Annotated in this window: 24 protein-coding genes and 1 pseudogene; 3 read left to right on the top strand and 22 right to left on the bottom strand. The window is 72.3% G+C overall.

The genetic code is table 11. The annotated features are described in order from the left end of the window. Positions 1–1,436, top strand: a pseudogene (locus tag AB0J72_RS10215) (hypothetical protein); the annotation flags it as partial. Between the two features lie 10 nt (positions 1,437–1,446). Further along, a complete protein-coding gene (locus AB0J72_RS10210; RefSeq protein ID WP_363397098.1) occupies positions 1,447–1,737 on the top strand; it encodes a hypothetical protein in 291 nt (96 codons plus the stop codon). Positions 1,738–1,769: 32 nt separating this feature from the next. Here AB0J72_RS10210 and AB0J72_RS10205 read toward each other — a convergent pair whose 3' ends face one another. The 22 genes from AB0J72_RS10205 to AB0J72_RS10100 form a co-directional block, all read right to left on the bottom strand. Next, a complete protein-coding gene (locus tag AB0J72_RS10205) occupies positions 1,770–2,543 on the bottom strand; it encodes a flagellar biosynthetic protein FliR (RefSeq protein WP_344515744.1) in 774 nt (257 codons plus the stop codon). Then, positions 2,536–2,811: a flagellar biosynthesis protein FliQ gene (fliQ, locus tag AB0J72_RS10200; RefSeq protein WP_344515742.1), complete on the bottom strand. Its 276-nt coding sequence runs from the start codon at positions 2,809–2,811 to the stop codon at positions 2,536–2,538. The genes AB0J72_RS10205 and fliQ overlap by 8 nt, the downstream gene beginning before the upstream one ends. A gap of 15 nt (positions 2,812–2,826) precedes the next feature. Continuing rightward, on the bottom strand, positions 2,827–3,591 hold the full coding sequence (fliP, locus tag AB0J72_RS10195) for a flagellar type III secretion system pore protein FliP (protein ID WP_344515741.1): 765 nt from the start codon (positions 3,589–3,591) through the stop codon (positions 2,827–2,829). Beyond that, positions 3,588–3,929 (bottom strand): flagellar biosynthetic protein FliO, encoded by a 342-nt coding sequence (locus AB0J72_RS10190; protein WP_363397094.1) that lies wholly within the window; start codon positions 3,927–3,929, stop codon positions 3,588–3,590. Before AB0J72_RS10190 ends, fliP begins: the two co-directional genes overlap by 4 nt. Positions 3,930–3,935: 6 nt before the next feature. Next, complete coding sequence (gene fliN / locus AB0J72_RS10185) at positions 3,936–4,676, bottom strand: flagellar motor switch protein FliN (RefSeq protein WP_363397091.1); 741 nt, start codon at positions 4,674–4,676, stop codon at positions 3,936–3,938. Beyond that, complete coding sequence (locus AB0J72_RS10180) at positions 4,673–5,650, bottom strand: flagellar motor switch protein FliM (protein WP_363397088.1); 978 nt, start codon at positions 5,648–5,650, stop codon at positions 4,673–4,675. The genes fliN and AB0J72_RS10180 overlap by 4 nt, the downstream gene beginning before the upstream one ends. A gap of 144 nt (positions 5,651–5,794) precedes the next feature. Beyond that, positions 5,795–6,256 carry a flagellar basal body-associated FliL family protein gene (locus tag AB0J72_RS10175; RefSeq protein ID WP_363397085.1) on the bottom strand — a complete coding sequence of 154 codons (462 nt, stop codon included), beginning with the start codon at positions 6,254–6,256 and terminating at the stop codon, positions 5,795–5,797. Between the two features lie 12 nt (positions 6,257–6,268). Continuing rightward, positions 6,269–7,189, bottom strand: coding sequence for a flagellar motor protein MotB (locus AB0J72_RS10170; protein ID WP_363397082.1), 921 nt, complete (start codon positions 7,187–7,189; stop codon positions 6,269–6,271). Positions 7,190–7,274: 85 nt separating this feature from the next. Then, the gene (locus AB0J72_RS10165) at positions 7,275–8,048 is read right to left on the bottom strand and encodes a flagellar motor protein (protein WP_363397079.1); all 774 of its coding nucleotides are present in this window, start codon (positions 8,046–8,048) and stop codon (positions 7,275–7,277) included. Between the two features lie 3 nt (positions 8,049–8,051). Further along, positions 8,052–8,336, bottom strand: a complete 285-nt coding sequence (locus AB0J72_RS10160) for a flagellar FlbD family protein (protein WP_363397076.1) — start codon at positions 8,334–8,336, stop codon at positions 8,052–8,054. A 164-nt stretch (positions 8,337–8,500) separates the two neighbouring features. Further along, positions 8,501–9,724, bottom strand: coding sequence for a flagellar hook protein FlgE (locus tag AB0J72_RS10155; RefSeq protein WP_363397073.1), 1,224 nt, complete (start codon positions 9,722–9,724; stop codon positions 8,501–8,503). A 15-nt stretch (positions 9,725–9,739) separates the two neighbouring features. Then, positions 9,740–10,165, bottom strand: coding sequence for a flagellar hook capping FlgD N-terminal domain-containing protein (locus AB0J72_RS10150; RefSeq protein ID WP_363397070.1), 426 nt, complete (start codon positions 10,163–10,165; stop codon positions 9,740–9,742). 204 nt (positions 10,166–10,369) lie between these two features. Then, a complete protein-coding gene (locus tag AB0J72_RS10145; protein ID WP_363397067.1) occupies positions 10,370–13,051 on the bottom strand; it encodes a flagellar hook-length control protein FliK in 2,682 nt (893 codons plus the stop codon). Further along, on the bottom strand, positions 13,048–14,046 hold the full coding sequence (locus tag AB0J72_RS10140) for a transglycosylase SLT domain-containing protein (protein WP_363397064.1): 999 nt from the start codon (positions 14,044–14,046) through the stop codon (positions 13,048–13,050). The genes AB0J72_RS10145 and AB0J72_RS10140 overlap by 4 nt, the downstream gene beginning before the upstream one ends. Then, complete coding sequence (locus AB0J72_RS10135) at positions 14,043–14,477, bottom strand: cell envelope biogenesis protein TolA (RefSeq protein ID WP_344515718.1); 435 nt, start codon at positions 14,475–14,477, stop codon at positions 14,043–14,045. The genes AB0J72_RS10140 and AB0J72_RS10135 overlap by 4 nt, the downstream gene beginning before the upstream one ends. Further along, positions 14,477–15,793, bottom strand: a complete 1,317-nt coding sequence (locus AB0J72_RS10130; RefSeq protein ID WP_363397059.1) for a FliI/YscN family ATPase — start codon at positions 15,791–15,793, stop codon at positions 14,477–14,479. The genes AB0J72_RS10135 and AB0J72_RS10130 overlap by 1 nt, the downstream gene beginning before the upstream one ends. Further along, a complete protein-coding gene (locus tag AB0J72_RS10125) occupies positions 15,790–16,590 on the bottom strand; it encodes a FliH/SctL family protein (protein WP_363397056.1) in 801 nt (266 codons plus the stop codon). The genes AB0J72_RS10130 and AB0J72_RS10125 overlap by 4 nt, the downstream gene beginning before the upstream one ends. Continuing rightward, a complete protein-coding gene (fliG, locus tag AB0J72_RS10120) occupies positions 16,574–17,584 on the bottom strand; it encodes a flagellar motor switch protein FliG (RefSeq protein WP_344515712.1) in 1,011 nt (336 codons plus the stop codon). Before fliG ends, AB0J72_RS10125 begins: the two co-directional genes overlap by 17 nt. Positions 17,585–17,600: 16 nt before the next feature. Next, entirely contained in the window at positions 17,601–19,217 is a 1,617-nt protein-coding gene (gene fliF / locus AB0J72_RS10115) for a flagellar basal-body MS-ring/collar protein FliF (protein WP_363397053.1), read from the bottom strand. Next, the gene (fliE, locus tag AB0J72_RS10110; protein ID WP_360571445.1) at positions 19,217–19,525 is read right to left on the bottom strand and encodes a flagellar hook-basal body complex protein FliE; all 309 of its coding nucleotides are present in this window, start codon (positions 19,523–19,525) and stop codon (positions 19,217–19,219) included. Before fliE ends, fliF begins: the two co-directional genes overlap by 1 nt. Before the next feature lie 2 nt (positions 19,526–19,527). Then, a complete protein-coding gene (locus AB0J72_RS10105; protein WP_363397048.1) occupies positions 19,528–19,935 on the bottom strand; it encodes a flagellar basal body rod C-terminal domain-containing protein in 408 nt (135 codons plus the stop codon). Continuing rightward, on the bottom strand, positions 19,935–20,276 hold the full coding sequence (locus AB0J72_RS10100; protein ID WP_363397045.1) for a flagellar basal body protein: 342 nt from the start codon (positions 20,274–20,276) through the stop codon (positions 19,935–19,937). The genes AB0J72_RS10105 and AB0J72_RS10100 overlap by 1 nt, the downstream gene beginning before the upstream one ends. A 295-nt stretch (positions 20,277–20,571) precedes the next feature. On the opposite strand from AB0J72_RS10100, the gene AB0J72_RS10095 reads away from it, so the two are divergent. Then, the gene (locus AB0J72_RS10095; RefSeq protein ID WP_363397042.1) at positions 20,572–22,713 is read left to right on the top strand and encodes an MMPL family transporter; all 2,142 of its coding nucleotides are present in this window, start codon (positions 20,572–20,574) and stop codon (positions 22,711–22,713) included. The last annotated feature ends 138 nt before the right edge of the window (positions 22,714–22,851 follow it).

Genomic DNA, 22,851 nt, shown 5'->3' with positions numbered 1-22,851 from the left:
GGCCGTTCCGGCCGGCGGCCGGCCAGCCGATCGCGAAGCTCGGCGTCCAGCAGGTCACCGTGGACCCGCGCTTCGAGCAGCGCCCCGACGCGCCGCAGGCGGCGCGGTTCCAGCCGCCGCCGATGCCGGAGCCGCCACGGGTGCAGCCGCCGGCGGACCTGGACCAGCGCCACGACGTGCCGCGGCCGCCACGGGTGCAGCCGCCGGCGGACCTGGACCAGCGCCACGACGCGCCACGGCCGCCACGAGTCCAGCCGCCGGCGGACGTCGACCCGCGCCGCGAAGCGCCGCGGGCGAAACGGTTTCAGCCGCCGCCGCCCGCCGCGCCGGACCTGGACCCGCGCTACGAGCAGCACCACGATCTGCCGCAACCACAGCGGTATCAGCCGCCCGCCGCACCGAACGGCGGCGGGATCTGGCCCGAACAGACGCGGATGGACCCGCGACGGCGCGCCCCGGCGCGACCGAACCCGCCACGCCCACTGTCCGACGACGAGATCGAATATTGGCAGGAGTCCTCAATGCCTGTTGAAGCCACCGCCACCGTGGAGAAGCCGCGGACACCGGATCAGAGCGAACGGCTCGCCGGGGCCTACAGCCCGCACACCGCCGCGCAGGCCGCGGCCGCCGCACAGGCGGCGGCGGCCCCTGCCGAGCGCACCGCCGCGGAGCGCACGTCCGCCGCCGCCGAGCGGGCCGCCGCGGCCGCCGAGCGGGCCGCCGCCGCCGAACGTGCCGCCGCCGAACGCTCCGGCGGCGACCGGGCCGCCGCGGAGAAGACCGAGCGGCAGACCGCGCTGGGCCGGCGGCTGCAGTCGCTGGGCGTGCCGTCGGACATCGCGTTCCGGGCCAACGCCGCCGACACCTACAGCGCCGTGGTCGACGCCTTCGCGGCGCTGCCCGTCGCCGAGCCCGCGCCGGACGGCCCGGGGGAGACACTCATCGTCGTCGGCGAGTCGACGCACGCGGTCGAGGTCGCCCGGTGGGTCGCGGAGACCCAGCGGCTCGACGGCGACCACATCCTCTTCGCCGGCCGCAACGCCGCCGCCGCGGGCATCGACGCCAAGCGCCGCATCACCGGCGCCCACGACGCCCGCCTCTGGGCCAAGAAGCTGCGCAAGTCCGACGCGCCCAGCGTCGTGGCCGTCGAGGCGGCCCTCGACGAGTCCGCCTGGGCCGCCGCGATCGTCGAGGCGGTCCGCCCCGTCGCGGTCTGGGTCGTCGTCGACGCCAGCCGCAAGACCTCCGACGTCGCCCACCACCTGCAGGGCCTGCGCCGCGTCGACGCCATCTGCCTGCGCGGCACGATGTCCAGCGGCGACCCGGCCAGCCCGCTGTCGCTGCGGGTGCCCGTCGCCCTCCTGGACGGCCGGCCCTCGACACCGTTCCAGTGGGCCGCGATGCTCTGTGAGCGGCTGAGCCTGGTGGGCGGCTGACGTGCTGGGGATGGCACGCTTCTCCACGCTGTTCCTCGCCGTGGTGATCGCGTCGCCCGCCCTCTACGCCACGTTCGTCACCCACCACCTCGACCTGCAGACCGGGCTGCTCCGCCTGCTCATCGCCGTGCCGGTGGCCGCGGTGATGCTCGCCGTCTTCCGGATGGTGACCCGCAACTACGGCAAGCCCGACAAGAAGCGCGAGCCGTCCGCGGACGGCGCCACCGACGACCAGCCCCTGCGCGCCGAGGCCGTGGCCGGCGAGCCCTTCCCCCAGCGCCGCGCCGAGGACAACCCCTGACCCGCCCACGCCGCTGACACCCCGCGCCGCGGTCAGGCGGCCAGGAGCTTCAGGACCAGGGTCACGGAGCGGTCGGTCAGGTTGGCGATCGCGTTCGGCAGGAGCATCATCGCGGTGCCGACGATGACCAGGGTGAGCAGGACCTTCGCCGGGAAGCCGAAGGAGAACGGGTTGAGGGCGGGGGCGGCGCGGGTCAGCAGGCCCAGGGCGACGTCCACGGCGAGCATGATCGCGACCAGGGGGGCCGCGATCTGCAGGCCCGCCAGGAACATCTCGCCGAAGCCGTCCTTGATGATGCCGGCGAAGGTCTCCAGCGAGAAGGCGTCGTTGAGCGGGATCGCGGTGTAGGAGCGGGCGAAGCCGCGCAGGATCAGCTGGTGCGAGTCGGTGGCGAACATGAGCGCCATGCCGATGAGGTTGTAGAAGCGGCCGAAGACGGCGTTGCCCTGGAGCATGAAGGGGTCCATCGAGAAGGCCAGGCTGAAGCCGCCGACGAGGTCGATCATGTTGCCGGCGATCTGGACCGCGGCGAAGAGCAGGGCGGTGATGAAGGCCAGCGCCGCGCCGATGACGGCCTGCTCGACGGCGTTGAGGATGAGCACGCCGGTGGACATGCCCGGCGGGATCTGCGGGGCCAGGCGCGGGGCGATGGGCAGGGCGATCGCCACCGACAGCAGGGCCTTCACGGCGGCCGGCGCGCCGCGGTTGTTGAAGGGCGGGCACAGGGCGAGCCACACGCCCGCCCGGATCGAGCCGAGCAGGATCGCCAGGACCGTGCTCAGCGGCACGGTGTAGGACTCAGGCACCCTTGATCAGGTCCGGAATCTGGGCGTAGAGCTGCTCGGTGTAGGTGACCATCTCGTGCAGCATCCAGTTGCCGGCGAAGAGCAGCGCCAGGCCGATGGCGGCCGCCTTCGGGACGAAGGAGAGCGTCGACTCCTGGATCTGGGTCACGGACTGGAAGAGCGAGATGGCGAAGCCGACGACGAGCGCCGTGAGCAGGATCGGCGCGCCGAGCTTCGCGGCGATCGTCATGGCCTCCAGGCTGAGTTCGAGGATCTTGGTGTCGGTCATGCGGGGTACACCTCGTCAGTGGTAGCTGGCCACGAGGGCGGTGAGGATCAGCCCCCACCCGTTGACCAGGACGAACAGCAGGAGCTTGAACGGCAGCGCGATGGTGACGGGCGGCAGCATCATCATGCCCAGCGACATGAGGGCCGCCGAGACGACCATGTCGATGACCAGGAACGGGATGTAGATGACGAAGCCGATGATGAACGCGGCCCGCAGCTCGGACAGGACGAACGCGGGGATCAGCGTCGACAGCGGCACGTCGTCCTTGTTCTTCGGCAGCGGCCGGTCGGCGATCTTCGTGAAGAGCGCGATCTCGTCCTTGCGGGTCTGCTTCAGCATGAACGCCTCGAGCGGCTGCATCCCGTCCTTGAACGCCACCGCCTGGGTCTTCTCTCCCTTCAGATAGGGCTGGAGCCCGACGTCGTTCACCTCGGAGACGACCGGCGACATGATGAAGAGGCTGACGAACAGCGCCAGGCCGGCGATGACCTGGTTGGGCGGCACGTTGCTGAGGCCGAGCGCGTTACGGGTGATCGACAGGACCACGAAGACCTTCGTGAAGCTGGTCGTCATCAGCAGCAGCGACGGCGCGATCGACAGCAGCGTCAGCAGGATGATGATGGTGATCGACTGGCTGGGCTGGACGCCGCCGACGTCGATGTTGACCGTGCCGTCGGGTGGGGTCGGCGACACCGGTGGCTTCGGCGTCGGTGCGGCGTGGGCGGCGGCGGGCAGGAGCAGCGCCGTACCGAAGGCGGCAAGAGCCAGCAGGAGCCTCATCGCCTGCCCCTCAGGAACCGCCAGGCCTCCGCCGAGAGCAGCGAGCCGGCCAGGGGGGACGGGCGCGGATCCTCCGGCGCGCCGGCGGAGAACACCGCGGCGTCCGCGTCGGCCAGCAGCGACACCCCCGCGTCGCTGACGCCGAGCACGAGGGCCCGGTCGGCGACCTTCACGACCGCGACCGACGAGCCCCGGCTGAGCTGCTGGCGGGCGAGCACGGTGACCAGCCCCGCGCCGTGGCCGCCGCCGACCCCGCGCCGGGCCAGCCGCGCCAGCGCCCACAGTAGGGCGAAAACTACGGTGAGTGAGCACAGGACGCGCAAAGCCAGCTCGAACATCAGCGACTAGGCCCGGTCCGAAGGGCCGACGATCTCGGTGATCCGGATCCCGAAGTTCTCGTCGATCACGACCACCTCGCCGCGGGCGATGAGCCGCCCGTTGACGAGCAGGTCGGCGGGGCCGCCGGCGGCCCGGTCCAGCTCGATCACCGCGCCGGGGGCGAGCGACAGCAGCTCCCGCACGCTCATCCGGGTCCGCCCGAGCTCGGCGGTGACCTCCATCTCGACGTCGTGCAGCAGGTCGAAGGCCGGTGGCCGGCCGCGGTCGTCGCGGTCGTCGCGGAAGTCGCCGGCGCCGCCGGAGGTCACCTCGACCGCCACGGCCAGCGCGACGACGGCGTGGACGGCGCCCTCGTCGGTGGTGAGCGGCACCAGGACGCCGCCCGCGGCGACGACCTGCCCCATGGCGGCGGCCGGCTGGAGCACCTCGCCCGGGTCGACGACGACCGGCCCGACGGTGGTCGCCGCGGCCTCCAGGGCGGGCCGGACGGCCTGGCTCAGGTCCAGGGCGCCCATGGGGGAGTTCGCGAGGGCCTCGACCAGGTCCTGGGTGACGACGATGGCGACCTCGCCCTGCGCGGTGCCGGCGAACCGGGCGCGGACGGCCTGGCCGTCGATCGCGAGCTCGTCGACGTTCTGCGTGGGCGCACCGACGGAGAGCGGGGAGCTGGCGGGCAGCAGCGCCACGGCGGCCTGTGCGGCCGCCTCGGCGCGGGCCAGCAGTGCCTCGTTGGTGGCGATGGTCATCGGCGGTTCTCCTCAGCGCGGTTCTGGCCGAGCTGTCCGGCCGGCTGTCCGGCGGGCCGGTGTGTCGGTCGTTGACCTGGCTGCGGGCTCGGCACCACGAGACAGGCCAGACGGTTGCCCTGCGCGCCCGGGACGGCGTAGGCGAACGTGATGTCCGCCGTGGTCACCGCCAGGGGCGTCGAGGTGGTGTGGGCGAGCGGCACGACGTCGCCCGGCCGCAGCCCGATCAGGTCGGCGGGGTGCATGCGGACCGGCTGGAAGCGCACCGCGACCTCGATCGGCGCGCCCTCCAGGCCGGCGACCACGTTGCGGTAGGCGATCTCACGGGCCGCCCGCTGCGCCTCGGTGAGCACCGCGCTGCCCTGCTCGCCCTGCAGCTTCGGGAAGATCGAGCCGAACGGCAGGCAGATGCTGGCGACGCACTCCTCGCTGCCGACCCGCATCTCGAAGGACGCCACGATCACGGCGTCGGACGTCGCCCCCGCCTGGGCGAACTGGGGGTTGTACTCGATCGTCGTCATCTCCGGCCGTAACGCCACGATGCCCTCGAAGGCGTAGCGCAGCTCGCCGAGCGTCCGCTCGATGAGGCCGTGCAGCAACGGCATCTCGATGTCGCTCAGCGGGCGCTGGGGCTGCGGGCCGCCCGGGCCGCCGAGCATGTGGTCGATGCAGGCCATGGCGGTGCTCAGGGAGAACTCCAGGATGGCAGTACCGGGTAATGGGTCGATGCTGAACATGGCGACGACGGTCGGACTGGACAGGCCGCTGATGTACTCGTCGTAGGTCAGCTGTTCGATGGAGATCAGGCTGACCTGCGACACCGCCCGGAGGCTGGTGGTCAGCAGCGTGGCGTACTGGCGGGCGAAGGTCTCGTAGGAGATCTGCAGGGTTCGGATGTGTTCGCGGGACAGCTTGGTCGGACGCCGGAAGTCATACGGCTCAGGACCGGAGCTCTTGCCCCCACGCCGGCTCATCTTGCCGGGCGTGCGGCCGCTCCCGGTCGCCGACGTTGACTGCGTCACTCTCTTACCATCGGTCTTTTTGGGTGCAGCTTGACGTAAAACGGCCGAAACGGACCTAGAGGTTTCCTTGAAACCCCCAGATCCGCCGGTTCGGGCCTACTGGATCACGAACGACGTGAAGTACACGTCCATGATCTCTTTCGTCTTGTCCACCGTGTACGCCTTCTCGATCTTCTCCCTGAGCTCCGCCTTCGAGCGCTCCCGCTCGGTGTTGGACATGAGCTCCGCCATCGGCCGGTTGCTGTACAGCTCGATCGCGATGTCCAGCGCCTTGCTGCCGTCCGGGGCCTCGGCCGCGTCCGCGGTCGCCTGCAGCGACAGCCTGAGCTTCAGGAAGTGCCCGTCGGCCAGGTTGATCGTGACCGGGTCCAGCGGCACCACCGCGCCCGGCTCGGGCTCGGCCGCCGCGGTCGCGGACGACGGCTTGAACATGAAGTAGCCGCCCGCTCCGCCGCCCAGCAGCACCACCACGATCGCGATGATCATGATGAGCTTCTTCTTGCTCTTCTTCGGCGCCTCTTCGGTCTCCTCCTGCGCCGCCTTCTCGTCCTTCGCCATCCAGGCCGCTCCTTACGAGGTGGGGGCGGCCGAGGGCAGCAGCGCCCGGGTGTCGGCCGGAAGGGAGGACAGGACGATGATCTCCACCCGCCGGTTGAGCGACGCCGCTCGCGGGTCGTCCGCCGCGTACAGCGGCTTCGTGTCGGCGTAGCCGGACGCCATCAGGCGGTTCTCCGGGATGCCGGCGTTGCTGTGCAGGAAGCGCACCACCGTTGAGGCGCGGGCCGTGGACAGCTCCCAGCCGCTGGGGTAGCTGCCGGTCGTGGCGGCGAGCTGGTTGGTGTGCCCGTCGACCTCGATCTTGTTGGGCAGGCCGGCGATCGCCGGGCCGATCCCGGCCATGATCTCCCGGCCGGCGGCCAGCAGCTGCGCCTCGCCGCCGTCGAACACGATCGCGCTGGTGACGACGGTGACGACCAGGCCGCGCTCGTCGATGGTGAACTTCACCGAGTCCTGCAGGCCCTGCTTCTCGAGGTTCTTCTCGATCTCGGCCTTGATCTTCTCGAAGTTCGCGACCTCCTGCTGCGCGGCCTTCTGCTTCGCCGACGCCGACGCCCGCTCCTTCGCCGCCACGGCCTCCTGGATCGCCGTCGCGTCGCTGCTGGTGCCGCCGATGCCCGAGGACAGGTCCATCGGGGAGTTGCTGTCGGAGGACTCCATGAGGTTGGACTCGCCGCCGTCGAACGCCACCGAGGGGGAGCCGAAGCCGACCGCGAGACCGTTCTTGAGCTCCGCGAACTTCTTCTGGTCGACCTGGCTGATCGCGAACAGCACGATGAAGAGCACCATCAGCAGCGTCATCATGTCGGCGTAGCTGACCAGCCAGCGCTCGTGGTTCTCGTGCTCCTCCTCGTGCGCGCCGTGCTTCTTGCCGTGGCCCTTCGCGTGCGCGCCCTTGGTGCCGCCCTTCGCAGCGTGCCCACCTCCGCTCATGCCGCCACCTCCGCTGCGCTCCGGCGTCGGCCTGAGCCGAACCTGTCACATGATGAGCGGACCGAGCCGCTTCGCTGTCCGCTCATCAGGCGGCCTCCTTCTTGTCAGTGACGCTGCCCGGCGGCAGCAGGCTTCGGAGCTTCTGTGCGACCAGGCGGGGGTTGGCCCCTGCCTGGATGTTGATGATGCCGGCGATCACGAGCTCCATCTGTGCGCATTCGAGCTCGGACAGCCGTTTCAACTTGGCTCCCATCGGCAGCCACATGACGTTTGCTGAGAGAACTCCCCAGAGCGTCGCCACGAAGGCGCCGGCGATGAGGTGGCCGAGCTTGTCCGGTTGGCTCAGGTTCTCCAGTACGTGGATCAGGCCGATGACCGTGCCGATGATGCCGATCGTCGGCGCGTACCCGCCCATGCCCGTGAAGATCGTCGCGGCCTGCTTGTCGGCCTTGCGCTTCGCGTCGACCTCGGCCTCGAGGATCGTCGCGAGCTCCTCCGAGTCGGTGCCGTCGATGGCGAGCTGCAGGCCCTTCTTGAGGAACGGATCCTGCACCTCCTTCATCGCGTCCTCCAGCGCGAGGAGCCCCTCGCGCCGGGCCTTCTCGGCCAGCTTGACGATGTCGTCGACCAGTGCGTCGGCCGGCTGCACGCTGCCCAGCAGCACCCGCTTGAACGAGTCGCCGAGCGCGATCGTGTCCTTCAGCATGCCGCCGGCCATGGCGGCGCCGAGCGTGCCGAGGAAGACCAGGATCAGCGGAGGCAACAGGAAGATGGAGCCGGGGCTGCCGCCTTCGAGGATCATCGAGACGAAGATCGCGATGAAGGCGAGCACGACCCCGATGATGGTTGCCGGATCCATGTGTCAGCGCTCCCGACGGTGGAGATGGACGACGTTGGTCTCCTTGGCGCGCTCCCGGGCGTCGTCGGCGCGCTCCGCCGACGTCTGCCCCACGAGCTGCTGCGCGTCCACGACCACCTGGGCCCGGTACTGGCGGATCAGCGCCACCAGCTCCGGCAGCGACTCGGCGATCAGGTACTTGGTGCCGTCGACCAGGGTCACGACGGTGTCGGGGGTGCAGTCGGCCCGCTCGACCAGGTCGGGGTTGAGGGCGAACACCGGGCCGTTGAGTCGGGTCAGCAGGATCATCGACGCGCTCCCGTCCTTGGTGGTAGTGGGCGAGGCCCCCTCCGTGGTGCCTTCGGACTTCACATCGGACCGATCGGCCGACAGGTGAGGAGTTGACGGTTGCCGTGGAGGTGCTACGGAAAAGGCCCACCCCGAAGGGTGGGCCTTTTGTCCGATGGAATCCCTTACCGCTTCAGGTTCACCAGCTCCTGCAGCACCTCGTCCGACGTGCTGATCACCTTCGAGTTCGCCTGGAAGCCGCGCTGCGCCACGATCAGGTTCGTGAACTCCTGCGCCAGGTCGACGTTGGACATCTCCGTCGCACCGCTCTGCAACGTGCCGAGACCCGCCGTCCCGGCGACGCCGACCTGCGCCATGCCCGAGTTCACCGTGAAGCGGTACAGCGAGTCGCCGACCTTCTCCAGACCGGGCGGGTTGTTGAAGTTGGCGAGCGCGAGCTGCGCCACCGTCTGCTTGTTGCCGTTGGAGAACACGCCGACGAGCTGACCGTCGGGGTTGATGCTGAAGGACTGCAGCGTCGCGGCCGGCGAACCGTTCTGGCTCAGCGGGCTCACCGTCGTGCTGCCCGTGTACTCCGTCAGGCCCGCCAGGTCCACCTCGACGCCGTTGCCGTCGCTGTCCGGGTCGTACAGCAGGCCGATCTTCGTGTCGCCGTTCGAGTCGGTGTACGTGGGCCCGCTGATCTGCCCGTTCGGCAGGAACGTCAGGCTCGCCGGTGACGACGGCGTGGTGCCGTCGCTGATGCTGACCTCCCACCCGCCGGCGGTCAGCGTGAACGTCGACGTCAGCGTCACCACGTTGCCCTGCACGTCGTACGTCTTGATCGACCGCGGGATCGTGGTGTTCAGCGGCGCGTCGGCCGGCAGGTTACCGGCGATGACCATGTTGCGGGTGGCGTTCGGTGCGATCAGCGTGCCCATCGGCAGCCGGATGTCGCCGACCGGCGCGTTCGTGTTGACCGTGCCGTTCACCGCCGGCCAGCCCTGCACCGCGGCGCCGGTCGGGGTGACCAGCTTGCCCTCGGCGTCGAAGTTGAACGCACCGGCCCGCGTGTAGAGCATCTCGTCGACGGAGTTGACGATGAAGAACCCGTCGCCGGAGATCATCACGTCGGTCGCGCGGCCCGTCGTCTGCGCCGAGCCCTGGATGAAGCTCGTGTTGATCGCGCCGAGCCGCACGCCCAGGCCGACCTGGGCGGGGTTCGTGCCGCCCTGCCCCTGCTGCGGCGCGCCCGCGGCCCGCATCATCTGGCTCAGCGTGTCCTGGAACACCACCTGCGACGACTTGAACCCCACGGTGTTGACGTTGGCGATGTTGTTGCTGGTGACATCCATCATCTGCTGGTGGGCCCGCAGACCGCTGATGCCGGAGAAGAGTGAGCGGAGCATAGGGGAGGGGTCCTTTCAGGATGCCGGGTTGCGGACTTCCTTGACCGCAGTGAGCGCGACATCCGTGTCGCCGACCCGCAGGGTGGGGCTGGTGCCCGAGAACGTCGCCGCGGTCACCACGCCGGACTGCTCCTTGCCGTCCTTGTCGGTGTACGCGACGGTCTTGCCGATCAGGTTGCTCGCGCCGAGCTGCAGCTGCGCGGTGAGCAGGCTCTGCTGCGCCGTCGCCAGATCGGTCAGCTTCTCGACCGTGGTGAACTGCGCCGTCTGCGCCAGGAACTCCGAGTTGTCCATCGGCTTCATCGGGTCCTGGTACTTCAGCTGCGCGACGAGCAGCTTCAGGAACGCGTCCTTGCCCAGGTCGCCGCCGGGCTTCGCGGGTGCGTCCTGCTTCGTGCCGTCCGTCTTCGCGACGTCGCCGGGCGCGTTCGTCTTCGGCACGTAGTCGCTGACGTTGCCGGGGACCGGCTTCGGGACGTAGTCGCCGACGTTGCCACTGACAGGGCCGCTGGCGGGGCTGCTCGCGGGGCTGCTCGCGGGGCCGCTGGCAGGGTTGCTGACAGGGGCGCGGGCAGGGCCACCGGCAGGGCCGGTGACCGGGCCGGAGACCGGCGTGATCGGGGTGGTGATGGCGAAACCCCCTACCTAGATGCGCACGTCGACCAGGGCGTCCGGGTCGAGGACCGGTTCGGTCGCCCGCGACTCGGGTGCCTGCTGATGAGATCGACCCTGCGACTGCCAACCTGAGAACTGTTGCGACTGGTTGCCGGGCCGGTCAGTGTCCTGGTGCAGATCCAGCGAGCACTGCCCGAACCCCGCGTCCCGCAGGTCCTGCCGCAGGTCCGGCAGCGCCGCCTGTAGCGCGGCCCGCGCCGCGTCACTGCCCGCCGCCAGCTGCACGGCGATCGTCCCGTCCCGCACCTCGGCGACGATGCTGACCTGCCCCAGATCCCCGGGGCTGAGCTGGATCGTCATCCGGTGCACCCCGTCGGGCCCCTTCCGCAGCGGCGTCAGCACCATCGCGACCTGCGTCGCCACCGGCGCCGGCGGCGGTGCCTGCGCGGGCGCCGGAGATGCCGCGACGGCCTGCGTCATCGGCGTTTGCGGCAGCTGTACGGCCACCGCCTGCCCTCCGCCCGCACCATCCTCGATCCGCGCTGAGTGCCGCGCGTGACCGTTGCCGCCGGGTGTCCCGCTCTGGCCGCCCCGGCCCTGCGCGTCGCCGGCGAGCGCCCCCTGTGCCGCTCCCTGTGCCGCCTGCTGCGCCGCGAGCTGCGCCGCCTGCGGGCCGCCGTCGACCGCCGCCCCGCCACGCGCCTCGGCCGGCACCGCATCGGTGGCGGCGATGGCGGCCGTGGGCACGGACTGGGGGAGCCCCTGCGGGCTCGCTGCGCCACCGGCCTCGGCGGCGGACCGGACCGCCGACTGAGCGGCGGCTGACTGTGCCGCGAACTGAGCAGCTGACCGGGCGGCGGCTGACTGGGCGGCGGCTGACTGGGCGGCGGCTGACTGGGCCGCGGACTGGGCGGCGGTGGCGGGCTGGGTCGTGGTGGTCTGGGCCTGGTGCTGCGGGTCGAGCGGTGTGGTGGCCGGCGTCGCCGTGGGCTGCGGTGCCTGCGCCGTCAGGGCGGCATCGCCGGTGACCTGGGTGGTCGCCGGGGCGGTGGTCCGTGGCGCCTGAGGGAGCTGGGACGGGTCGGTCGCCGGTGCCGCCTCCTGCGCCGTCAGCAGCGCCGCCGCCTGGGCGAGCAGGCCGGCGGCAGGGACGGCGGCGGGTGCCGTCCCGGTGGGAAGCGCCTGCGGGGCGCCGGCCGCGGCCACGACGGGCGCTGTCCCCGGTGCGGTCGCGGTCAGGCCGGCACCGGGAAGCGGGTTGCCGGTCCAGGCGGCCAGGTCCTGCCCCTCGCCGGCCGGCCGAGCGGCTCGGGGATCGGCCGGCACCTGCGGCGGTGTCGCGAGCCGCGCCGCCGGGTCGGACAGCGCCTGCGCGGCGGCCTGCGCCCCGATCCGCGCCGCGTCCTGCCCGGCGGCCTGCGCTGCGAGCTGCGCTTCGGCCTGCGCCGCGAGCTGCGCTCCAGTCTGAGCTGAGAGCTGTGACCCGGCCTGCGCTGCGGTCTGCGCTCCGGCCTGAGGGGCGAGCTGTGCCCCGGCCTGAGCTGAGAGCTGTGCCCCAGCCTGTGCCTCAGCCTGCGCCGCGGTCTGTGCTCCGGCCTGAGCTGAGAGCTGTGCCTCAGCCTGCGCCGCGGTCTGCGCTCCGGCCTGAGCCGCGAGCTGTGCCCCAGCCTGCGCCGCGGTCTGCGCTCCGGCCTGAGCCGCGAGCTGTGCCCCAGCCTGCGCAGCGGCCTGGGCACCGGCCTGCGCCGAAAGCTGTGCCGCGAGCTGTGACCCGGCCTGCGCCGCGGTCAGTGCGCCGGCCTGCGCCGCGAGCTGTGCCCCGAAGTGGGACCCGGTCTGTGTTCCGGCCTGGCCCTCAGACTGCGCCCCGGTCGCAGCACCGATCTCGGTCCCGAGCGCGGTCCCGGTCGGGGCGCCCGGCCGCGGACCGAGCTGGGCCTGGGCCGCGGCCTGTTCCTGCGGCGCCGTCCCGGCCTGGGGCACGGACTGGTGCCCGGCCGGCTGGAGGGTGGCGGGAAGCGCCGGCTGGGGTCCTGGCTCGGCGGCGACGATCGGGACGGTCACCACCGTCGGGCCGGTCTCGGCGGCGGCGGCCCTCAGCATGGCCTCCAGGGGGCGCCGCAGGCCCGGCTCGCCGACCGAGCCGCCGGTGACCGAGCCGCCGGGACGGTGCCCGGTGGCCGGGGTGCCGTGGCGGGCTTCGGTGACCGGGTCGCCGGGGGCGTGGGCGAGGGGCCGCGAAGCGCTGGGCGTGGGGTCCGCCGGGCGGGGCGCTTGCCGTACCGGAGCGGCGGCGGCATCGCGAGACTCCTGGGGCCGCTCGGAGGAGGGGCGCCGCATCACGGGCTCGCGGTGCTGCTGGGCGGCCGCGGTGGAGGCGAGGGTGTCCGCCTCGGGGGCGCGGCGGCGGTCGTCGGCCCGGCGGTCCCGCACCGGGAAGCGCCGGTCCTGCGTCCTGTCCGTCCTGTCCCGGTCGCGGTCCTGCTCCGGGCGCCGCACCGGGCGTTGCTCGGGGCGTTGCTCGGGGCGCTGCTCGAAGCGCTGATCGAGCCGGCGGTCGCGGGCGCCCTGGGTCGGTGCGCCCTGGGAGGCGCGGCCGTGGGTGGCGGCCGCCAGGGCCGCCGCGAACGCGTCCGAGGGGCCGGCGGCGGCAGGCTGGTCGGCGGCGCGGGTGGCGGCGGCCAGCCGGGTGACGTCCAGTGGTGCGGTCATGCGAAACCCCTTCCCGCGAGCTGCTCCATCGCCGCCTTGACCTTGGGGACGTAGGCCTGGGTCTGCGCGAACGGCGGGATGCCCCCGTAGCGGCTGACCGCGCCGCCGCCCGCGTTGTAGGCGGCGAGGGCGAGGTCGATCGAGCCGAAGCGTTCGAGGTTCGACGACAGCATCCGGGCGGCGCCGTCGACCGCCTGCGCCGGGTCGAGGGCGTCGACGCCGAGGCCGCGGGCGGTGGCCGGCATCAGCTGCATGAGGCCCTGCGCGCCGGCGCCGCTGACGGCGGCCGGGTCGTAGCCGGACTCGACCTTCGCGACGGCGGCCAGGAGGGCGGGCTCGAGGCCGTACTTCGCGCCGGCCTGCTGGAAGAGCTCCGCATAGGGCACCTCCGCGGGCGTCGCCACCGTCGCCCCGGTGAGGGCGGCGGGCCGCAGTGCCATGGCCGACGCGGAGCGCTGCACGGCGCCCGTCGCGCCGGACAGCGCGGAGGACCACGCCGGGTCCAGCGAGGTGTTCACGATCCGGCGGATGGCGGTGGGTGTCTCGTAAACGTCCTGGACCTTCACCACGTCACCGGCGTGCGGGGCGGCGATCATGCGGTTGTTCCCGAGGTAGATGGCGATGTGGTCGACGGGGCTGCCGAAGGCGAGCAGGTCGCCGGGGCGGGCGTGGGCCAGGTCGGGCACCGCGGTGCCCTGGCGCGCCTGGTCCTTCGCCACCCGGGGGAGCGTGACGCCGAGGTCGGCGTAGACCCGCTGGACGAGACCCGAGCAGTCCAGGCCGCTCTCGGGCCTGGTGCCGCCGAAGACGTACGGCGTGCCGAGGTACCGCTTCGCCGCGTCCACGACGTCCCCGCCGGTGACCGCGGAGGTGCTGTCCAATGTGGACTTCAGGGTCGCCGCGAAGGCTTCCCCGCCGCCGGTCCCGGCCGGCGCGCCGAGCCCGATCCGGGTCCGGATCTCCGCCACGCGCGCCTGCGCCTCGAACACTGTCATGCGTCACCCCTGCGGTTGAAGGCGGCGGAGGTGGTGAGGTCGTCGACCGCCTTGGCCTCGATCGCGGCCGCCGTCCGCTTGCGGGTCAGGTCGTGCCGCTCCTGGAGCTTCTCGATCGTGCGGCGCTGCACGGCCGCGTCGGTGAGGTCGTCGAGCCGGTCCTGGACGGTCTGGTCGGCGAGCTCGGCCGCGCCGATCGCCGCCGCGAGGGCCGTCGCCGTCGCCTGCCGGGCCATGAGGGTCGCGGCGAACGCCGCCGACGTCGCCCCGTCCGGGACCCGCCGGCCGTCGAGGTCGCGCTCCCGGGCGTGCACCGCCCCGTGCGCCGCGGCGGCCTCGCCACGGGCCCGGACGACGGCCGCCTTCGCCGCGTCCTCCTGGGCCTTGCGGGCGCGCAGGACCGCACCGAGCCGGAAACCGTTCTTCGCCATCAGGAGCTCACCAGCGCATCCAGCATCGACCACGCCCGCGGAGCCGGGGTGGTGTCGTCCATGTCCTGCCGCAGGAAGTCGTTGATCTGCGGCCACAGCGCCCGGGCGCGGTCGGCGTCGGGGTTGGTGCCGCTCACGTACGCGCCGATCTCGACCAGCTCCCGCACGTCGCGGTGGGCGGCGAGCATCCGCCGCATCGCGGTGGCGTCGGCGCGCTGCTCGCGGGTGGTGACCGCGTTGGCGACCCGGGACACCGACTCCAGCACGTCGATGCTGGGGAAGTGCCCGGACGTGGCGAGCCGCCGGTCCAGGGTGATGTGCCCGTCGAGGATCGACCGGGCGGTGTCCGCGATCGGCTCGTTGTGGTCGTCGCCCTCGACGAGGACCGTGTACAGGCCGGTGATCGAGCCGACCGGCGCCGGCCCGGCCCGCTCCAGCAGGCGCGGCAGCAGCGCGAACACGCTCGGCGGGTAGCCGCGGGTCGCCGGCGGCTCGCCCGCCGACAGGCCGACCTCGCGCTGCGCCATCGCGGTGCGGGTGAGGCTGTCCATCAGCAGCAGCACGTCCTGGCCGCCGTCGCGGAAGTACTCGGCGATCCGCGTCGCGACGAAGCCGGCCCGCAGCCGCACCAGCGGCGGCTGGTCGGAGGTCGCGATCACCACGACGGACCGGGCGAGGCCCTCGGGGCCGAGGTCGTTCTCGATGAACTCGCGGACCTCGCGGCCCCGCTCGCCGACGAGGCCGATCACGGAGATCTCGGCGTCCGTACCGCGGGTGATCATGGACATGAGGCTGCTCTTGCCGACGCCGGAGCCGGCGAAGATGCCGATGCGCTGCCCGCGCCCGCACGGCACGAGCGTGTCCAGAGCGCGCACGCCGAGCGACAGCGGCTCCTGGACCCGGCCGCGGGCGAGTGCGTCGGGCGCGTCGTGCTCGACCGTGACCCGCTCCAGGCCGGTGAGCGCCGGCCCGCCGTCCATCGGGCGGCCGAGCCCGTCGAGGATGCGGCCGCGCAGCTGCGGGCCGACGGCGATCTGCAGCGGCGAGCCGGTGCTGCGCACGGGGCTGCCGGTGCCGACGCCGGTGAGCGCGCCGAGCGGCAGGCACGCGAGCCGGTCGCCGTCGATGGAGACGACCTCGGCGGGGACCGCCGGGCCGGGGCCGCCCGGGTCGCCGATCTCCACGAGGTCGCCCACGCGGCCGTCGACGCCGGCGACCGTGACCGACAGGCCCACGATCGAGGTGACCCGGCCGCTGACCCGCGGGTTGGCGGCCTGGCGGGCGGCGGCGATGCGCTGCTGGAGCGACGACGTCACTGTTCGAGCACCTCCCGGACCCGGTCGAGCGCCGGCGCGAGCCGGGCGTCGACCGACGTGGCGTCGCACAGTGCGAGGGCGTCGCCCGGTCCGAGCGCCGGGTCGTCCACGAGGGACACCGTGCGGCCGTCCATGACCAGTTCCGTCTGTCCTATCGTCAGCCGGTCCGCCGGGTTGAGCCTGACCGTCACCGGACGTGTCCCGGGCACCAGCGCGAGCGCCCGGGCGAGGGCCTCCCGGCCGGGCTCGGTCGCGGTCCGCAGCTCCCGGCCGAGGACCGCCTCGGCGAGCGCGAACGCCGTCGCCACGATCTGGTCCTCGATGTCCTGCGCCGCCGGCACCGCCCGGCGCTCCAGCGTGCCGGCGGCGGCGCCGATCGCCCGCAGGGCCGACTCGACGCCGCGGCGGTGCTCCTCGGCGGTCGCCGCGGCCTCGGCGGCGACCCGCGCGGCCTGCGCCTCGGCGCCGGTCTTCGCCTCCCGCATGCCCTGCGCCCACCCGGCGGCGTACCCGGCGGCCTCCGCCTCCTCGCGGACCCGCTCGACGAGCTCCGGCGGGAACGTCTCGCGCTCGCGGAGGTCGACGTCGAACCGGGCCTGCGGCGCGGCGCCGGCGCGGTCGTCGGTGAGGACGCTCTCGCCGTACCGGACGGTCGAGGGGGTCTCCGGCGGCGGGTACGCGCGGGTCGCGGGCGTCGGTGGCGGCGGGGGCGGCGGCGGGAACGCCGGGCGTGGCGTGCCCGCGCGCTTCTTCGCCGGCGGCGGGAAGGCGAGCGGATACTCAGCCGACGAACTCATCGTCGTCCCCTCGGCGGATCGTGATCTGGCCGGACTCCTCCAGGGTGCGGATCGCCTGGACGATCTTCGCCTGGGACTCCTCGACGGTGCGCAGGCGGACCGGGCCGAGCATCTCGATCTCGTCGGCGAGGTTCTCCGCGGCGCGCTCGGAGAGGTTCTTCATGACCTTCTGGCGGACCTCCTCGCGGACGCCCTTGAGCGCGGTCGCGAGGTCGTTGGTCTCCACCTGGCGCAGCACGAGCTGGATGGAGCGGTCGTCGAGGGACACGATGTCCTCGAACATGAACATCTTCGAGCGGATCTCCTCCGCCAGCTCCGGGTTGCGCCCGGCGAGCCCTTCGAGGATCAGCCGCTCGGTGGCCCGGTCGGTCCGGTTGATGATCTCGACGAGCGGTTCGAGGCCGCCGACCGCGGACAGGTCGCTCGGCTGGAGCACCGAGGACATCTTGCGCTCCAGGGTCGCCTCCACCTTGCGGATGATCTCGGGGGAGGTGCGGTCCATGACGGCGATGCGGTGCGCGACGTCGGCCTGCAGCTCGGGGGCGAGCCCGCCGAGGATCTGCGACGCCTGCGTGGCGGTCATGTGGGCGAGGACCAGCGCGATCGTCTGCGGGTGCTCGTCCTGCAGGAACGACAGCAGCTGGCGCGGGTCGGCCTGGCCGAGGAAGCCGAACGGCACGTCCATGAAGACGGTGTTGAGCCGGCCGACGATCTCGCCGGCGCGCTCGCGGCCGAGCGACGCCTCCAGCAGGTCCCGGGCGAAGTCGAGGCCGCCCTGCCCCACGTACCGGTGGCCGGTCGCCATGTCGTGGAACTCCTCGAGCACCACGTCGGCGATGTCGCCCTCGACCTGCCCGAGCCGCATGATCTCGGCGGTGAGCTCCTCGACCTCGGCCTCGCGAAGATGCGCCATGATCTTCGCGGCGTCCTCCTTGCCCATCTGGACAAGGAGGATGGCTGCTTTCCGCAGCCCGGTCATCTCCCCGGTCGTCATCGGTCAACCGGCCCGCTCAGCCGCGCCGGTCGGCGAGCCAGCCGCGCAGCAGCTGCGCGACCTCGTCGGGTTGCTTCTCGACCATCTGGGTGATGTCCCGGAAGCGCCCGTCGCGGTCGAACTCCTCGCCGGGCCCGCCGGCACCCTCGAGCTCGTGGGCGCCGCCGATGCCGCCGTGCCCCTCCAGGGCGAGCTTGGCGCGGGCCGCCTCGATCGCCGCCTGCATCTCCTCCAGAGCCGCGTTCTGCTGCTCGGTCAGCTGCACCTTCTCCCGCTTGCGCCGGCGGCGGTTGGAGATCGCCGCGACGATCAGCAGGACCAGCAGGGCCAGGATGATCAGGCCCATCTGGATGTACTTCTGCTGCAGCTCGCTCTTCTCGGCCTTCGCGGCCTCCGCCTGCTCGTTCTGCTCGGCGGTGGCCTTGGTCGTGTCGAACGCCATCGAGCTGACCGCGATCTGGTCGCCGCGGGTCGCGTCGAGGCCGACGGCGGAGGAGACGAGCTGTTGCAGCTGCGCCTCGTCGACCTTCGCCACGGAGCTGTCGACGATGACGGCGACGGCGAGCTTGCGCACCGCGCCGGGCGCGGTCTTCTTCGTCTCGGTGACCATGCCGACCGCGTTGTTGCGGGTCTCGGTGGACTGCTGGTAGGTCCCGTCGCCGCCGGCGCCGGTGCCGTTGGGGACCTGGATGTTGTCCGGGCCGAGGACGCCGCCGACCGGGGTGCCGTTGCCGCCCGTGTACTGCTCGGACGACTTGGACTCCGACAGCGGCGGCACGGCCGGGTCCGCGACGTACTTCTGCGTCTTGGTCTCGGTCGCGTCGAAGTCGAGGTCGGCCGTCACCTGCACGACGGAGTGCCCCGGCCCGACGACGGTGTCGAGCATGTTCTGCAGCGCGCCGTTGAGCCGCTGCTCGAAGGCGGTCGTCTGGCCGGACTGCCCGTCCGGGGCGGACCCCGGACCGTCGCCGGTGCCGGACAGGACCTTGCCGTTGGCGCCGACGACCGTGACCGCGTCCGGTTCGAGCCCCTCGACGCTGGAGGACACCAGGTGCACGATCGACGTGACGGCGCCGCCCGGCAACGGTTTCGTGCCGGTGTCGACGAGCACCGACGCGGTCGGCGCGACCTGGTCGTCGGTGAAGACGTCCTTCTGCGGGATCGCGAGGTGCACGGTGGCCTTGTTGACGCCGTTGATCGCCTCGATCGTCTTGCCGAGCTCGCCTTCCAGGGCCCGGCGGTACGTGACCTGCTGCATGAACTCGCTGGTCATGATGCCCTGCTTGTCCAGCAGTGAGTAGCCGGCGTCGCCCGCGGCGGGCAGGCCGGCCCCGCTCATCGAGATCCGCAGGCTGTACACCTGGTCGCTGGGCACGTTGATGGTGCTGCCGCCGTCGGACAGCGTGTAGGTGACGCCGTCGGCGTTGAGCTTGTCGACGATCGCGCTCGCGTCGGCGGCGGCCAGGTTCGAGAACAGCGGCGCCATGGTCGGTTTGCCGGCCCAGGTCGCGAAGAAGTACCCGCCGATCGCCAGGGCGAGCACGGCGACGATCGTGACCGCCCGCTGCCCGGGGGTGAAGGCCTTCCAGCCGTCGGTCCCCCGCCGCATGAGGGCGGTGAGCCGGTCACGCATCAGGCCTGCATCCTCATGATCTCGTTGAAGGACTCAAGGGCCCGGTTGCGCACGGCGACGGTGAGGCTGGTCGCGAGGTTCGCCTCGGTCGCGGCGATCATGTAGTCGTGCACGTCGGTCAGGCTGCCGGTGGCGGCCTGCACGGCGAGGTGGTCGGCGTTGTCCTGCACCTGCTGCAGCCGCTGGAGGCCCTGCGCGACCATGGCGCCGAAGTCGGTGCCGGAGGACGACGGGGCGCTCGAGTCGGACGCGGAGATCGGCGGGAGCGCGGGAAGGGCACTGACGGCCCCGACGGCGTCGATGGTCATGATCAGCCCTTCCCGATCTGGATCGCGGCCTGGTAGGCGTCCTTCGCCCGGTCGACCACCGTGAGGTTCGCCTGGTAGGCGCGCTGCGCCATGATCATCTGTGTCATCTGCGAGCCGAGGTCGATGTCGGGGTACTTGACGTAGCCCTCCCGGTCGGCGAGCGGGTTCTCCGGCTCGTACACCAGGCGCCCCTTCGGATCTCCCAGCGCGGTGCCGGCCACGACCGCGCCGCCTTCCCCGGTGCCGTAGTCGACGGCTCGGGCCTGCACGTAGCGGGCGCGGAACACCTGGCCCGACGTCGACTGCGCGTCGTTCATGTTGGCGACGTTGTCGGCGACCGCGTCCAGCCACTTGCGGTAGACGGTGACGCCCGTGCCGGCGATGCCGATGGCGCTGAAGATGGTCATCATCAGCCCCTGATCGCGGTCCGCAGGAGGCCGAACTTGTCGTCCACGCCGCGCAGCATCGTCTGGTACCGCAGACCGGTGTCGATGTTGGAGAGGACCTCGTGGTCGAGGTTGACGTTGTTGCCGTCCTCGCGGGTCGGCTCCAGCGACCGGGCCACGCCGATCGTCGTGTCCTGCGGCCGGCCGGCCTCGACGGCGGTGCGCAGGGAGTCCTCGAAGGACACCCGCCCGGCGAGGAAGCCGGGCGTCTCGATGTTGGCGATGTTGTCGGCGATCACCCGCTGCCGTTTCGCCAGCCCCGTCAGGGCGCTGTGCAGGGTGACCGACGTGACGTCTTCGAACACGGCTGGGACGCTCCCGTCCACCGAAAAACGGCTTGTTGCGGTGTGTCGCCGGTCCCTGGCCCCTGGAGTGAGCGATCCTTGCTCATTGGAGCCATCGGCGTATGTCGGCCCGGGTTGAGGAAATCGGCCTCGGGGAAAACCCCCAATGCCCGAATCCGGGTGCGGGTCGGGTGCAGCCCGGATGTTCGCGGGGCGCGGAATCCATAGCGTCTCTTGCGTGGAGAAGAGACCAGTTACCGTACGGGTGGCGCGCTGGAGCGCGGAGCACCCTTGGCGCGCAATCGCTCTGTGGGTCGTGTTCGTCGCTGTCTGCTTCATCGGCGGGAACATGGCGGGCACCGTCGAGGCGAGCAACTCCGACCAGGCCATCGGCGAGTCCGGCCGGGCCGACGTCATCGTCAACGAGGGCCACTTCGACAACCCGGCGACGGAGAGCATCCTCATCACCCCGCTGTCCGGCGCCCTGGACAGGACGGCCGCGGACAAGGCCGCCGCCGACGTGGCGACCGCGATGAAGGCGCTGCCCGAGGTCGCCTCGGTGAGCGACCCGCTGCCCTCCCACGACGGCAGCGCGCTGCTGGTCCGGGTCACCATGAGCGGCGACCCCGAGACCGCCCAGGACCGCGTCGGCAAGCTGCGCGACGCCACCTCCGGCGTGCAGCGCGCCCACCCCGGGCTGCGGGTCGAGGAGACCGGCGGCGAGTCCATCGGCCAGGCCATGGACGACACGCTCGGCAAGGACTTCCAGCGGGCCGAGTTCCTCAGCCTGCCGGTGACGTTCGCGATCCTCATCGTCGCGTTCGGCGCGCTCATCGCCGCCGGCGTGCCGGTGCTGCTGGCGCTGTCGTCGGTCGCGGCCGCGCTCGGCCTCTCGACGCTCGCCTCGCACCTGGTGCCGTCGACCGACACCACCGCCAGCGTCATCCTGCTCATCGGCATGGCCGTCGGCGTCGACTACTCCCTGTTCTACCTGCGCCGGGAGCGAGAGGAACGGGCGAAGGGCCGCAAGCACCTCGACGCCGTCGAGATCGCGGCCGAGACGTCCGGGCACGCGGTCGTCGTCTCCGGCGTCGCCGTCACGATCGCGATGGCGGGCCTGTTCCTCGCCGGTGACGTGGTCTTCTCGTCCCTCGCCGTCGGCTCGATCCTGGTCGTGCTTGTCTCCGTGATCGGCTCGCTGACCGTCCTGCCGGCGCTGCTGTCGAAGCTGGGCCGCTGGATCGACCGGCCCCGCGTCCCGGTGCTGTGGCGCCTCACCCGGCCCCGCGCCGAGGGTGAGGGCCAGTCGAAGGTCTGGAGCTTCATCCTCCGGCCCGCCCTGCGCCGCCCGGTGGCCACGCTGGCGATCTCGGTCCTGGCGCTGCTGGCGCTCGCCGCGCCGGCGCTGAGCATGCGGCTGAGCTTCCCCGGCATGGAGGACCTGCCGCGCACCACGCCCGCGATGCAGGCCTACGACCGGCTCGTGAAGGCGTACCCCAGCAACGGCACCGTGCACACCGTCGCCGTCCGCGTCCCGGCCGGCCAGCTCGACGCCACGAAGGCCGCGCTGACCGAGCTGGCGAAGGCGGCCGCGGCCGACCCGCTGTTCGCGCCGCTGGACGAGGCGCCCGACGTCGAGGTGTCCGCGGACGGCAAGGTCGCCGTGCTCGACGTCGCCACCCCGTTCGCCGGCCGCTCCGAGCAGGCGAAGGAGTCCCTCGACAAGCTGCGGGAGGTCATGGTCCCACAGACCGTCGGCAAGGTGCCGGGCGTGAAGGCGGGCTCGGACGCCGCCGTCGGCGGGTTCGTCGGCGCCGACGTCGACTACGCCGACCACGTCAAGCACAAGCTGCCGCTGGTCGTCGGGTTCGTGCTGGTGCTGACCTTCCTGGTGATGGCCTTCACGTTCCGCTCGGTGGTCGTCGCGGTCACCTCGATCGCGCTCAACCTGCTCTCCGCCGGCGCGTCCTACGGCCTGGTCGTCCTGATCTTCCAGGGCACCTGGGCGGAGGGCATCCTGGGCTTCACGTCCATGGACGCGGTCGTGTCGTGGCTGCCGCTGTTCCTCTTCGTGGTGCTGTTCGGCCTGTCGATGGACTACCACGTCTTCGTCGTCAGCCGCATCCGCGAGGCGGTCAAGCAGGGCATGCCGACCCGCGACGCGGTGGCGCACGGCATCACGGGCTCCGCCGGCGTGGTCACCAGCGCGGCGATCGTGATGGTGGCGGTGTTCTCCATCTTCGCGACCCTGAGCACCATCGACATGAAGCAGCTCGGCGTCGGCCTCGCCGCCGCGATCCTGCTCGACGCGACGATCATCCGCGCGGTCGTCCTGCCCTCGCTGATGACCCTGCTCGGCAACGCCAACTGGTGGGCGCCGCGCTTCATGCGCCCCCGCGAGGTGCCGCGGCCGCCCGCCCCGGTGATCGAGGGCGAGCTGGTCGGCGCGGGCCGCTGACCCCGCAGCCACGCAAAGGCCGGCACCGTCCCACAAGGGGCGGTGCCGGCCGCTGTTCCGCGGCGCTGCTTCGGTTCCGCGGCGCTGCTTCGGTTCCGCGGACGCTGCTTCGGTTCCGCGGACGCTGCTTCGGTTCCG

It is taken from the genome of Dactylosporangium sp. NPDC049742, assembly GCF_040674675.1.
Lineage (GTDB): Bacteria > Actinomycetota > Actinomycetes > Mycobacteriales > Micromonosporaceae > Dactylosporangium > Dactylosporangium maewongense.
The sequence above is the reverse complement of the archived record's forward strand: the minus strand, read 5'-3'. Positions and strand labels throughout refer to the sequence as shown.